Annotated in this window: 10 protein-coding genes; 4 read left to right on the top strand and 6 right to left on the bottom strand. The window is 61.1% G+C overall.

Features of this window, described 5'->3' with window-relative positions; translation table 11 throughout:
* Positions 1-82 precede the first annotated feature (82 nt).
* From J5Y17_RS15685 to fdhA, 4 genes are all read left to right on the top strand, one after another.
* Positions 83-1,168, top strand: coding sequence for an ABC transporter substrate-binding protein (locus J5Y17_RS15685; protein WP_219786372.1), 1,086 nt, complete (start codon positions 83-85; stop codon positions 1,166-1,168).
* A 182-nt stretch (positions 1,169-1,350) separates the two neighbouring features.
* The gene (locus J5Y17_RS15680; protein WP_219786371.1) at positions 1,351-2,598 is read left to right on the top strand and encodes an ABC transporter permease; all 1,248 of its coding nucleotides are present in this window, start codon (positions 1,351-1,353) and stop codon (positions 2,596-2,598) included.
* 12 nt (positions 2,599-2,610) lie between these two features.
* Positions 2,611-3,549: an ABC transporter permease gene (locus J5Y17_RS15675; protein WP_219786369.1), complete on the top strand. Its 939-nt coding sequence runs from the start codon at positions 2,611-2,613 to the stop codon at positions 3,547-3,549.
* A gap of 293 nt (positions 3,550-3,842) precedes the next feature.
* Entirely contained in the window at positions 3,843-5,030 is a 1,188-nt protein-coding gene (gene fdhA / locus J5Y17_RS15670) for a formaldehyde dehydrogenase, glutathione-independent (RefSeq protein WP_219786367.1), read from the top strand.
* Between the two features lie 53 nt (positions 5,031-5,083).
* On the opposite strand, the gene J5Y17_RS15665 is transcribed toward fdhA, so the two are convergent.
* The 6 genes from J5Y17_RS15665 to J5Y17_RS15640 form a co-directional block, all read right to left on the bottom strand.
* Positions 5,084-5,524 carry a cyclophilin-like fold protein gene (locus tag J5Y17_RS15665; RefSeq protein WP_219786365.1) on the bottom strand — a complete coding sequence of 147 codons (441 nt, stop codon included), beginning with the start codon at positions 5,522-5,524 and terminating at the stop codon, positions 5,084-5,086.
* A gap of 125 nt (positions 5,525-5,649) precedes the next feature.
* Positions 5,650-7,056, bottom strand: a complete 1,407-nt coding sequence (locus J5Y17_RS15660) for an L-serine ammonia-lyase (RefSeq protein ID WP_219786364.1) — start codon at positions 7,054-7,056, stop codon at positions 5,650-5,652.
* Between the two features lie 109 nt (positions 7,057-7,165).
* The gene (gene glyA, locus J5Y17_RS15655) at positions 7,166-8,434 is read right to left on the bottom strand and encodes a serine hydroxymethyltransferase (protein WP_219786362.1); all 1,269 of its coding nucleotides are present in this window, start codon (positions 8,432-8,434) and stop codon (positions 7,166-7,168) included.
* A gap of 18 nt (positions 8,435-8,452) precedes the next feature.
* Positions 8,453-9,007 (bottom strand): sarcosine oxidase subunit gamma, encoded by a 555-nt coding sequence (locus J5Y17_RS15650; RefSeq protein WP_219786360.1) that lies wholly within the window; start codon positions 9,005-9,007, stop codon positions 8,453-8,455.
* 13 nt (positions 9,008-9,020) lie between these two features.
* Positions 9,021-12,011, bottom strand: coding sequence for a sarcosine oxidase subunit alpha (locus tag J5Y17_RS15645; protein ID WP_219786359.1), 2,991 nt, complete (start codon positions 12,009-12,011; stop codon positions 9,021-9,023).
* Positions 12,008-12,313, bottom strand: coding sequence for a sarcosine oxidase subunit delta (locus tag J5Y17_RS15640; protein ID WP_219786357.1), 306 nt, complete (start codon positions 12,311-12,313; stop codon positions 12,008-12,010). Before J5Y17_RS15640 ends, J5Y17_RS15645 begins: the two co-directional genes overlap by 4 nt.
* Positions 12,314-12,322 lie beyond the last annotated feature (9 nt).

The raw sequence follows: 12,322 nt of genomic DNA, 5'->3' as shown, positions 1-12,322 counted from the left end.
CGTTCAGGACCGGGGCGAGGCCATACACGCGAGAGGCACAAAGGCCGCCCGCGTTTCATCCTGATCCAACATGGAGACCAACATGAATAAAAAGACCCTTTTGGCCCTGACCACCGCTTTTGGCGGACTGGCACTTCCGGCTCTGGCCGAGGACATCACCATCATGAGCTGGGGCGGGTCCTATGCCGCCGCTGAAACCGAGGCTTACTACAAGCCCTTCACCGCAGAGACCGGCATCGGTGTCGTCTCCGTGGACGCAGACAACCCGGCGACCCCGGTGAAAGCTCAGGTGGATGCTGGCAACGTCACCACCGACGTCGCCCTGTTCCTGATCTCCGATGCGATGCGTCTTTGTGACGAAGGTCAGCTGATGCCGATCGATGCCTCGCTCCTGCCCGCAGGCGCTGACGGCACCCCGGCGGAAGAGGACTTCCTCGAAGGCACGCTGAGCGAATGCATGGTGCCGAATGACATCTACGCCACCGCCGTGGCCTATGATGCGTCGAAATTTGCCGAAGGTGCGGCTCCGTCCTCCATCGCCGATTTCTTTGACACCGAGAAATTCCCGGGCAAGCGCGGCGTTCTGAAGAGCCCGAAAGTGGTTCTGGAAATGGCGCTGATGGCCGATGGCGTGCCTGCCGATGAGGTCTATGACGTGCTCGACACCGACGAGGGTGTGGATCGTGCCTTCGCGAAACTCGACACCATCAAAGGCGACGCGATCTACTGGGAAGCCGGTGCGCAACCGCCGCAGCTTCTGGCCGATGGCGAAGTCGTCATGACCATGTCCTACAACGGCCGTATCTTCAATGCCGCCGTCAACGAAGGTAAACCCTTCGAAGTGCTTTGGGACGGTCAGGTCTATGAGTGGGAAGGCTATGTGATCCCGGAAGGCGCGCCGAACGCTGAAGCTGCGATGGAATACATCAAATACGCAACGTCTTCTGAGCAATCCGCCAGCTTCTCTGAGCGCATTTCCTACGGCACCCCGCGTAAATCCGCAGCACCTCTCGTGGGCAACGTCTTCGGCACCGACATCCCGATGGCTCCGAACCTGCCGACCTACCCCGAGAACATGACCAACGCTCTGGCGTCCTCTGCCGAGTTCTGGGTCGATCGCGAAACCGAGCTGGGTGAGCGTTTCAACGCTTGGCTCCTCGCCAACTGATCCTGTCTCAGGATTTGAAAAGTTTGCCGGGGGCTCCCCTTGTCCCCGGCAGATCGGCGAAAGAGCTTTACCTCTGCTCTTTCGCCGGTCCCCTAACGACCCGAATTTTGACGCGTGTTCTGACACGGCCGTGAGCGCGTGACCCGCGCTGCTCCGGCACCAAAATAAAGATAGGAAACAGGATGTCTGACGTCGCCTCTCAGTTGACCACCGCGGACGGGCGCCCGCTCAAGGCCGCGCTGGCCTCGGCACAGGCCCGGGCCAAACGCCGCGCGTTTTTCCTTGTGCTGCCTTTGCTGCTGTTCATTCTGATCAGCTTCGCCGTACCGATCGGCCAGATGCTGCAACGCTCGGTCTACAACGATCAGTTTTCCAAATCCGTTCCGGCACTCAGCCAGTGGTTCGCCGAGAACCCGAAAGGCACCGCGCCGGACGAGGCCGCCTTTGCCGCGCTGGCCTCCGATCTCGTGCTGATGAAAGAGACGCGGGCGGCTGGTGATGCGGGCACGCGGATCAACTATGTTGTCTCCGGCACGCGCTCGATGTTCACCAAGGCGGCCCGTGGTGCTGACAAACTTGAGCCGCCCTTTATGGAGGCCATGCTGGAGTTGGACGAGGACTGGGACAACCCGTTGGTTTGGAATGCGATGCGTTCCGCCGCCAGCCCCTGGACGTTTGATTTCTACACCATCGCTTTCGATCTGGAACGCGATGCAGACGGCAAACTTACCAAGGTCGATGAGACCCAGCGCATCTATTTCCGCCTGTTTATCAAGACTTTCCTGATTGCCGGCGTAATCACCGCGATCTGTCTGGTGCTGGCCTTCCCGATTGCGCATTTGCTTGCGACCCTGCCGATGGCCAAAGCCAACCTGTTGATGATCCTTGTCCTTCTGCCGTTCTGGACCTCGCTCTTGGTGCGGACGACAAGCTGGATCGTGCTGTTGCAGGGGCAGGGCGTGGTGAATGACATTCTCGTCGCTTTGGGCATCATCGGTGACGATGGTCGCCTGCAGATGATCTATAACCAGACCGGGACCATTATTGCCATGGTGCACATCCTTTTGCCCTTCATGGTGCTGCCGCTCTACTCCGTGATGCGCGTCATTCCGGTGAGCTACACCCGTGCTGCGCGCTCTCTGGGGGCCACCAGCTGGACGACCTTCCGCCGCATCTACCTGCCGCAGACCATTCCCGGCATTGGCGCGGGCGTGCTCTTGGTCTTCATCCTTGCCGTCGGCTATTACATCACCCCCGCGCTTGTCGGTGGCGCTGATGGTCAGCTGTTCTCCAACATGGTGCAGTTCCACATGACCAAGGCCAACTGGTCGATGGCTGCGGCTCTGGCGACCATGCTTCTGGTGGGCGTGCTGGTGCTTTACTGGCTCTACGATCGCCTGATCGGCATCGACAAACTGAAACTCGGTTAAGGAGAGAGACTGATGGCCCTGCCAACCTACGCCTCCCCGCTCGAACGCGCCTGGCACTATGCCTATCTGGCGATCTGCGTCCTCGTGTTCGTCTTCCTGATCGCGCCGATCCTTGTGATCGTGCCGCTGTCCTTCAACGCGGAACCCTACTTCACCTATACCGAGAAGATGCTCAGCCTCGACTCCGAAGGCTATAGCCTGCGCTGGTATGACTCTCTGCTGACCTCCGGGATGCAGGCGGCAGAAGCCATGCGCGATGGTGCTTGGTGGTCCGATCTGTGGCACAATGCGGATTGGGTGAAAGCGGCGAAGAACTCCGTGATCATCGGTTTCTGGGCGACGATCCTCTCGACCGTTCTGGGCACTCTGGCCGCGCTGGGTTTGGCGCGTCCCGAAATGCCGTGGCGCCGGACGATCATGGCGATCCTGATCAGCCCGATGATCGTGCCGATCATCATCGTCGCAACGGGGATGTTCTTTTTCTACTCTAACCCCTGTGCCATCGTCGGCATGGAATGCGGGCGCCTGACTTCGACCTACACGGGCGTCATTCTGGCTCACGCAGCGCTTGGCATTCCCTTCGTGATCATCACCGTGACGGCGACCATGTCGGGCTTTGACCAATCCCTGATCCGCGCGTCTGCGAGTCTCGGTGCCAATCCGCGCCGGACGTTCTTCAAAGTGGTGATGCCGCTCATCTTGCCGGGCGTGATCTCCGGCGGTCTCTTTGCCTTCGTCACCTCCTTCGACGAAGTCGTCGCCGTGCTCTTCATTGCAGGCCCCGATCAACAGACCATCCCGCGTCAGATGTGGAGCGGCATCCGCGAACAGATCAGCCCTGCGATCTTGGCCGTGGCGACGATCCTTGTGATCATTTCCATCGCGCTTCTGACCACGGTGGAAATCCTGCGTCGTCGGTCCGAACGGCTGCGCGGCGTGGCGGCGCATTAAGTCGTCCATTCCGAGCGGCGCGACTTTCGCCGCCTGACATGTTACACTATCGCTACGCGCCCTTCCGCTTGGACGGGCGCGTTTGCGTTTGTGACGCAGATGTTCTGCGGTTTCGCCTCATTGCTCCGCGCGCAAGAGGGGCCTGCCGCGCTCTTCTGGTCGGACGCATGGACCGCATTTTGGCGATCCGTTTGCGGGCGGGCCAATCCGGGAGGACGGAGTGGCCCGATCCTGAAACCGCACTGGACGTGGTGTCACGTCCGCACTGGGCTAGAAATAGTGGGAGGAAAATCATGAGTTCCAACAGAGGCGTCGTCTACATGGGCCCCGGCAAGGTCGAGGTCCAGAATATCGCAGACCCGACCATGGCTGCTCCGAACGGGCGCAAGCTCGATCACGCTGTCATCCTGAAAGTGGTCTCTACCAATATCTGTGGATCTGATCAGCACATGGTCCGTGGACGCACCACCGCGCCTGAGGGTCTTGTCCTTGGTCACGAGATCACCGGCGAAGTGATCGAAAAAGGCTCCGATGTCGAGATGCTCAACATCGGCGACATCGTGTCTGTGCCGTTCAACGTCGCCTGTGGCCGCTGCCGCTGCTGTAAAGAACAGGACACCGGCGTCTGTCTCACAGTGAACCCGGAACGTGCCGGCGGTGCCTATGGCTATGTCGACATGGGCGGCTGGGTCGGCGGTCAGGCGCGCTATGTCATGGTGCCTTACGCGGACTTCAACCTGTTGAAATTCCCGGACCGTGATCAGGCGCTTGAGAAAATTACCGATTTGACCATGCTCTCGGACATTCTGCCGACGGGCTTCCACGGCGCTGTCAAAGCGGGCGTGGGCGTTGGCTCCGTTGTCTATGTTGCGGGCGCTGGCCCCGTCGGTCTCGCTGCGGCAGCCTCGGCTCAGATTCTCGGCGCGGCTGTTGTGATGATCGGTGACTTCAACAAAGAGCGTCTCGACCACGCAGCGAAAATGGGTTTTGTCCCTGTCGATCTTTCCAAGGGTGACCGTCTGGGCGAGATGATCGCCGAGATCACCGGCAGCCCCGAAGTGGACGCCGCCATCGACGCCGTGGGCTTTGAGGCCCGTGGTCACGCCGGTGGCGAACAGCCGGCGATCGTTCTGAACCAGATGATGGAAATCACACGTCCGGCGGGTGACATCGGCATCCCCGGCCTCTACGTGACCGAAGATCCGGGTGCTGTGGATGAGGCCGCCAAAGTGGGTAGCCTGTCGCTCCGCTTCGGCCTCGGCTGGGCAAAGGCGCAGAGCTTCCACACCGGACAGACCCCGGTTCTGAAGTACAACCGTCAACTCATGCAGGCCATCCTGCACGGCCGTCTGCCGATCGCAGACATCGTGAACGCACAGGTCATCTCGCTTGAGGATGCGGCGAAGGGCTATGAGGCCTTCGACCACGGTGCTGCGAAGAAATTCGTGCTCGACCCGCATGGCATGCTCAAGGCGAGCTGAGCCTGCTCCGATCAGAAACAGAAAGGGCGGCCCTAGTTGGTCGCCCTTTTGCGTTAGATCATCTCGATCCGCACCGGATATTCCCCCTTGTGCAGCAGGGGCGTTACGGGCCCCTCAAGCCGCCCAAGCCGGATCAAGTCGTTGCGGAACGTATAGTCATCGTGGAACAGCGCGAGATTGCCCCAGCCGAGGAAATAGCACAGATCACCCGGCGTCTCGTCGTCATATGGCGCATAGCCCCCCTCGTCGAGACGGCGGGGCAGGTGGATGATTTTCTCGTTGGTGGAGAAATCCTGAATCGTCAGTTCGACCGGCAGCATTGAACTCAGGTCCCGCGTCGTCGGGTTGTCGATGAGGCTGTAGAAGGCCTCCTGATCGTCAAAGCTGACCCGCATCCGCAGCGCGTTCTGCGCATGGGCGCGGGCGGGGACTGTGAGAGCTGTTGCGGCGGCAGAGGCGATGAAACCTCGTCGGGACAAATGTTCGAATGGCATGAGACCTCCGGGGCGTCTTTCACCCTATGTAGGGCCTTAGGTCGTAAGGGCCATAAAAAAACGCGCGGGGGGACTGGCCTCCGCGCGTTTTTGATCTTTCGGGTGAAACCCTTAGGACTCAGGTCTTAGCACTCGGGCAGGTTCACCGCGATGCCGCCGGTGGAGGTCTCTTTGTATTTGAGGTTCATGTCGCGCCCGGTTTCCAGCATCACTTGAATACAGTTGTCGAGCGGCATGAAATGCGTGCCGTCGCCGCGCAGCGAAAGCGATGCGGCAGACACCGCCTTGATTGCGCCCAAGGCGTTGCGCTCGATGCAGGGCACTTGAACCAGACCCGCCGCAGGGTCGCAGGTCATGCCGAGGTGGTGCTCCAAAGCGATCTCGGCGGCGTTTTCGACCTGCTCGTTGGTGCCGCCCAAAACGGCACAAAGCGCGCCCGCGGCCATGGCGGCGGCGGAGCCCACTTCGCCCTGACAGCCCACTTCGGCGCCAGAGATCGACGCGTTGTGCTTGATCAGGCCACCGATGGCGGCGGCGACCAGCAAGAAGTCCTTGAGCTTGGCGTCCGTCGCCCCCTGGCAATGCATCCGGTAATACCGCATCACCGCAGGCACCACGCCCGCAGCACCATTGGTGGGCGAGGTGACGACCCGGCCACCCGCCGCGTTTTCCTCGTTCACCGCCATGGCGTAGACGCTCATCCAGTCGTTGGCGACATGGGGTGCTGTGATGTTGAGGCCCTGTTCGGCCTTGAGCGATTCATGGATGCCCTTGGCGCGGCGTTTGACCTTGAGACCGCCGGGCAGGATGCCGTCTTGGGACAGGCCGCGGTCGATGCATTCGTTCATCGTCTCGATCAGACGGTCGAGTTTCGGTTCGAGATCAGGACCATGCACCTTGCGCTCATTGGCGCGTTTCATCTCTGCAATCGTCTTGCCAGACTCCAGCCCCATGGCGAGCATCTCTTTTGCAGAGCCAAACGGGTAGGGGAAGTTCAGCGCTTCTTTCTCATCATGCAGCGAGACGCCGGTTTTCGAGGCTTCCAGTTCCTCATCGGTCATGATGAAGCCGCCGCCGACCGAGTAATAGGTCTGGGCGTAGTAGATGTTGCCGTCCTTGTCGTGGCCACGCAGGATCATGCCGTTGGCGTGACCTTCGAGTGCCGGACCATAGTCGAACACCAGATCGGTTTTCGGATCGAAATCCAGTTCCGGCAGGCCGTCGAGGGTGATTTTCTTGTCGTCATAGACCGCCTGTTCCATCGCATCGGCCTGATCCAGATCGAGTGTGTCGGGCAGTTGGCCACAAAGGCCGAGGATGACGGCGCGGTCTGTGGCGTGGCCTTTGCCGGTGAAGGCGAGCGAACCATAGAGCGTGGCGGTCAGGCGCGAGAGCGGCCCACAGCCCGGATATTTGCCCTTACCGGCGCGCAGATCCTCAATGAAACGGTGCGCGGCGACCATTGGCCCCATCGTATGCGACGAAGAGGGGCCGATGCCGATTTTGAAAACGTCGAAGACGGAGAGGAACATGGCTTAGCCCTTTTGCAAAACAGGGCCCGCGCGTAAAACGTCAGGCCCCTCAGATCAGAGATCAATTCGGTGGTGCGGCCCCCCACTTATAAGGGAGGCCGCGATAGGATCAGGCGCCGTAGATCGGGTGCTCGGCGCAGAGTTTTTTGACTTCTGCCAGCACTTCTGCTTCCACGGCGGCATCGCCCTCGGGGTTCTCGGACAGGGCGTCGAGCACTTTGAGGATCAGAGAGCCGATCTGTTCGAACTCGGCCTCTTTGAAGCCACGGGTGGTGCCCGCAGAGGTGCCGAGACGGATGCCGGAGGTCACAAACGGCTTTTCCGGATCGTTCGGGATCGAGTTCTTGTTGCAGGTCAGACCTGCACGCTCGAGCGCGATCTCGGCCACTTTGCCGGTCACGCCTTTGGGGCGCAGATCGACGAGGACCATGTGGCAATCGGTACCACCGGAAACGATGCCCAGACCGCCGACTTTGAGGACGTCTGCCAGAGCTTTCGCGTTCTCGATCACTTGGCCTGCGTAGTCAGAGAAGGACGGCTGAAGCGCCTCACCGAAAGCCACGGCTTTCGCGGCGATGACGTGCATCAGCGGGCCACCCTGGTTGCCCGGGAAAACGGCGGAGTTCAGTTTCTTGGCGATCGCTTCGTCATTGGACAGGATCACACCACCACGCGGACCACGCAGGGTCTTGTGGGTGGTGGAGGTGGTCACATGAGCGTGCGGCACCGGGTTCGGGTATTTGCCGCCTGCGATCAGACCGGCGTAGTGTGCCATGTCGACCATCAGGTAAGCGCCCACTTCGTCGGCGATTTTGCGGAAGCCTTCGAAATCGATGACGCGCGGGTAGGCGGACGCACCGGCAACGATCAGCTTCGGTTTGGTTTCAAGTGCCTTCTCGCGCACCTTCTCCATGTCGATCAGGTGGGTTTCGGGGTCGACCTCATAGGAGACGACATCGAACCACTTGCCGGACATGGTCACCGGCGAACCGTGGGTCAGGTGACCACCATGGGCCAGAGAGAGACCCATAATGCGGTCGCCCGGCTCGAGCAGAGCAAGGAACACAGCCTGGTTGGCCTGTGCGCCGGAGTGCGGCTGCACGTTGGCGTATTCGGCGCCGAAGAGTTGTTTCAGACGGTCGATGGCTACGGCCTCTACTTTGTCCACGAACTCACAGCCACCGTAGTAGCGTTTGCCGACGTAGCCTTCGGCGTATTTGTTGGTCAGAACGGAGCCCTGAGCCGCCATCACGTCCGGGGACACGATGTTCTCGGAGGCGATCAGTTCGATCTGGGTCTGCTGACGCTCCAGTTCCTCGCCAATGGCGGAGGCGATGTCGGCGTCTGCAATCTCTTGTTTTGGCAGGCGGTCAAACATGCGGATGATCCTTCAGGTTCAGGCGAGTTCGGCCGCGAGTTCTTTCGCGCCGGTCTCAAGGGTTGTGGCAAGGAAGGACGCGAAGCTGTTCCAGACATCCATGCGGAAGCTGGTCTCGGCATCGCGCCAGAGAACGACGGTGGCGCCGTCGAAAAACATGCGACGGGCTTGGCCCACTTTGATCGTGGAGAGGTCGCGGGGGGCACCGATGCTCAGAAGCTCGACCGCCTGCGGACCCTCAATGGTAAAGGTCACTTCGCGCCCTGTGACTTCGGTCATCGAATGCGGAAGGGACGGGTAGAGGGCCGCCAGAGCATCCTCCACCTTTTCGATCTGGCCGAGGGAGACCAGAACGGTCCACTCGTCCGGGCCGAGACAGGCGACTTCGATGCCATCTGCCTTGGCACGGGCCCCGATCTGGGTCGGAAGCTCGACGCCGATGGCTTGGCCTACGGCGGCGAGATCACCACGGGCGCGCAAAGAGATGCGCCCGATCATTTGCGAGACGGCCACACGGGCAGCAGCGGTATCCACCACGACCGAGGGGGCCAGAGAAGAGATATGCTTGGACATGTCTGACCTCCGATCAGATTTTCAGGCGGCTGTTTTCAGGATCGTAGAACACGGTCCCGGTGATTTTGGCGGCGATGGTCCGATCCGGCATCGGGATGTAGACCGTTTCGCCCATTTTCGAGTGACCGCCTTCGATCACGGCCAGAGCGATCGGACGACCGGTCGTGCCTTGGTTGTAAGACGAGGTCACGTGACCGCGCATGGTCATCGGAACCGGCTGTTTCGGATCGAACACGATCTGAGCGCCTTCCTCGAGCCAGCTGTTGTCTTCGGTCAGAAGACCCACAAGCTGTTTGCGGTTCTCGGCCACGAGGTCCGGGCGTTTGAGGCCGCGCATCCCCACGAAATCGTCTTTCTTCTTGCCAACAGCCCAGTCCATGCCCGCATCCGCAGGGGTGACGGTGCCATCGGTGTCCTGACCGACGATGATGTAGCCTTTTTCCGCGCGCAGAACGTGCATGGTCTCGGTGCCGTAGGGGGTGATGTCGTATTGCTGACCCGCCTCCCACAGTTTTTCCCAAAGATCGCGACCGTAAGGTGCCGCCACGTTGATCTCGAAACCGACCTCACCGGTAAAGCTCACGCGCCAGAGACGGGCCGGGTAGCCAGCCACGGTGCAGTTCACGCAAGACATATGCGGGAAGGCTTCTTCGGTTAGCTCGATGCCTTCGACGAAGGGGGCGAGCAGTTTGGCGGCGTTCGGACCGTTCAGGGCAACGGTGGACCATTGCTCCGTGGTGGAGGTGAGCCAGACGTTCAGATCGGGCCATTCCGTTTGGAGGTAGTCTTCCATCATGTTGAGGACACGCGCCGCGCCACCGGTGGTGGTGGTGACGTGGAAACGGTTCTCGTCGACGCGGGCGATCACGCCGTCATCGCGGATGAACCCGTCATCACCCAACAACAGACCGTAGCGACATTTGCCCGGCGCCAGTTTCAGGAACGGGTTGGTGTACATACGGTTGACGAATTCGGCGGCGTCGGGGCCGACGACTTCGATCTTGCCCAGCGTAGATGCGTCGAAGATGCCCACGGAGGCACGCGTTGCCGCACATTCGCGGGTCACGGCCTGATCCATAGTCTCGCCCGCTTTCGGGAAGTAACGCGCACGGCGCCACTGACCCACGGGTTCGAACACGGCACCTTGGGTTTCGGCCCAGGCGTCGATCTGCGTTTTGCGCACCACTTCGAAATGCTCACCGCGGTGGTAGCCCGCGAAGGCGCCGAAGGTGGTCGGCGTGTAGGGCGGACGGAAGGTCGTCAGACCCACCTGCGGTTGCTTTTTGCCCAGAGCGTCGGCGGCGATGTTCAGGCCGTTGATGTTGGACATCTTGCCCTGGTCGGTCGCCATGCCGTTGGTGGTGTAGCGTTTGACGTGCTCGATGGAGCGCATGCCCTCACGCACGGCGAGACGCAGGTCTTTTGCGGTCACGTCGTTCTGGTAGTCGACAAAGGCTTTCGCCTTGCCCGGGCTACGATCCGTCGGCAGTTCGCGCATCATGACGCCAGAGCCGGTGCGGTCGTCCGCCACGGTGTACTCGGTCGCGGTGGCTTCGACGCCGAGCTTGGCCAGAGCCTCGCCCACACGGGTCGCACCGTCACGAAGTGCTGCTTCGGTGCCCCAGAGGCCACGGGATGCGCCGGTGATCACGCAGTCTTCTGGCGTGTCTTTCGGCAAGAAGGTGGTGAGATCGTCGTCCCACGCAAGGCTGCCCTTGGTGTGGGAGAAGAGGTGGAGGGACGGGGTCCAGCCACCGGACATCAGAAGTGCGTCACATTTGATCCACTGACCTGCGCCGACATTGGTGCCGGAGAGCGGGTTCACGCGGACATTGTTGACGCGCAGACGACCACCGGTTGCCGTCACGGTGTGCGACAGTTTCACCGGAATGCCACGGGAGCGGGCCTCGGCCTGAAGGTCCTGACGGACCTGCGCGCGGGTGTCGACGATGGCCTGAACGTAAGCGCCAGCATCCTGAAGATCGAAAGCGGCATACCAGGCGCTGTCATGCGAGGTGACGACGACGGGGCTGTTGCCGACCTTGACGCCGTAGCGGTGCAGGTAGGTCTGGGCAGACCCCGCGAGCATCACGCCCGGACGATCGTTGCCGTGGAAAACCAGCGGTTTTTCCAGCGCGCCTTGGGCCAGAACGACCTGTTTTGCTCGCACACGCCACATCCGCTCGCGCGGAGTGTCGGCGGGCAGGGTCGGAAGGTGGTCGGTCAGTTTCTCAACCAGAGCGATCAGGTTCTCGTGATAGTAGCCAATCGCGGTGGTGCGGGTCATCAGCTTGACGCCAGCCGCTTTCAGGTCGGCCAACTCGTCCGAGAGCCAATCCCAGGAGGTCTTGCCTTCGATCTTGGCTTGCGGCTCAGAGAGGATCGAACCACCCATTTCGGCATTCTCGTCGACGAGTACAACCGACAGACCTTTGCCAGCAGCTTCGCGTGCGGCTGCGATCCCGGCAGGACCGGCGCCCACGATCAGAAGATCGCAGTAGAGGTTGCGCGAGGCATAGGTGTCCGGGTCGTGCTCGGTCGGGGACACACCCAGACCGGCGGCGGCGCGGATGAAGGGCTCATAGACTTTGTCCCAGAAGGAGCGCGGCCACATGAAGGTTTTATAGTAGAAGCCGGCGGAGAACATCATGTAGGCGGCGTCGTTCACGGCGCCCACGTCCCATTTCAGGCTCGGGAATTTGTTCTGGGAGTTGGTTTCGAGACCTTCCCAGATTTCCTGCACCGTGGCGCGGGTGTTCGGCTCGAAGCGGCCAGCGCTACGACGGGTGCCGATCAGCGCGTTGGGCTCTTCGGAACCGGCGGCGATGGCGCCACGCGGACGGTGGTATTTGAACGAACGGCCCATCAGGTGCACGCCGTGCGACAGCAGGGCGGAGGCAACGGTGTCGCCTTTCAAACCGGTGTAGGGTTTGCCGTCAAAGGTGAAAACGATCGGCTTGGAGGCGTCGACGCGCCCTTTGCCACGTACGCGGTAAGTGCTCATTTGTTGTCTTCCTCCAGAAGCGTGGCGAGGTCGGGGCGCGGCTCACCGGCTTTGTAGGTGATGTAGAAACGGTCGGTGATGGTGTTGCGGACCGCGTTGAAGAACCGGCCACAGCCGTGCAGGTGCCGCCAGCGTTCGAAATGCGGGCCCTTGACGTTCTGGCGCATGAACAGGAACTCGGCCCATTCTTCGTCGGTTTGCGCCGAAGGGCTCTCCGGACGGTCGATGTGGGCCTCGCCCGCGTAGGCGAATTCCAGTTCCGGAAGCGTTTCGCCGCAATAAGGACAATGAATCTGGATCATGTCTTTGGT

Source organism: Celeribacter sp. PS-C1 (genome assembly GCF_019429625.1).
In the GTDB taxonomy this organism is placed as follows: domain Bacteria; phylum Pseudomonadota; class Alphaproteobacteria; order Rhodobacterales; family Rhodobacteraceae; genus Celeribacter.
This window is presented reverse-complemented; position numbering and strand designations above follow the sequence as displayed.

Excerpts from the sequence above, each read along its gene's own strand:
- J5Y17_RS15685 (WP_219786372.1), top strand. The coding sequence starts at position 83 with ATGAATAAAAAGACCCTTTTGGCCCTGACCACCGCTTTTGGCGGACTG.
- J5Y17_RS15680 (WP_219786371.1), top strand. The coding sequence starts at position 1,351 with ATGTCTGACGTCGCCTCTCAGTTGACCACCGCGGACGGGCGCCCGCTC.
- J5Y17_RS15665 (WP_219786365.1), bottom strand. The coding sequence starts at position 5,524 with ATGCCATTCGAACATTTGTCCCGACGAGGTTTCATCGCCTCTGCCGCC.
- glyA (WP_219786362.1), bottom strand. The coding sequence starts at position 8,434 with ATGTTTGACCGCCTGCCAAAACAAGAGATTGCAGACGCCGACATCGCC.
- J5Y17_RS15640 (WP_219786357.1), bottom strand. The coding sequence starts at position 12,313 with ATGATCCAGATTCATTGTCCTTATTGCGGCGAAACGCTTCCGGAACTG.
- J5Y17_RS15660 (WP_219786364.1), bottom strand. The coding sequence starts at position 7,056 with ATGTTCCTCTCCGTCTTCGACGTTTTCAAAATCGGCATCGGCCCCTCT.
- J5Y17_RS15675 (WP_219786369.1), top strand. The coding sequence starts at position 2,611 with ATGGCCCTGCCAACCTACGCCTCCCCGCTCGAACGCGCCTGGCACTAT.
- fdhA (WP_219786367.1), top strand. The coding sequence starts at position 3,843 with ATGAGTTCCAACAGAGGCGTCGTCTACATGGGCCCCGGCAAGGTCGAG.
- J5Y17_RS15645 (WP_219786359.1), bottom strand. The coding sequence starts at position 12,011 with ATGAGCACTTACCGCGTACGTGGCAAAGGGCGCGTCGACGCCTCCAAG.
- J5Y17_RS15650 (WP_219786360.1), bottom strand. The coding sequence starts at position 9,007 with ATGTCCAAGCATATCTCTTCTCTGGCCCCCTCGGTCGTGGTGGATACC.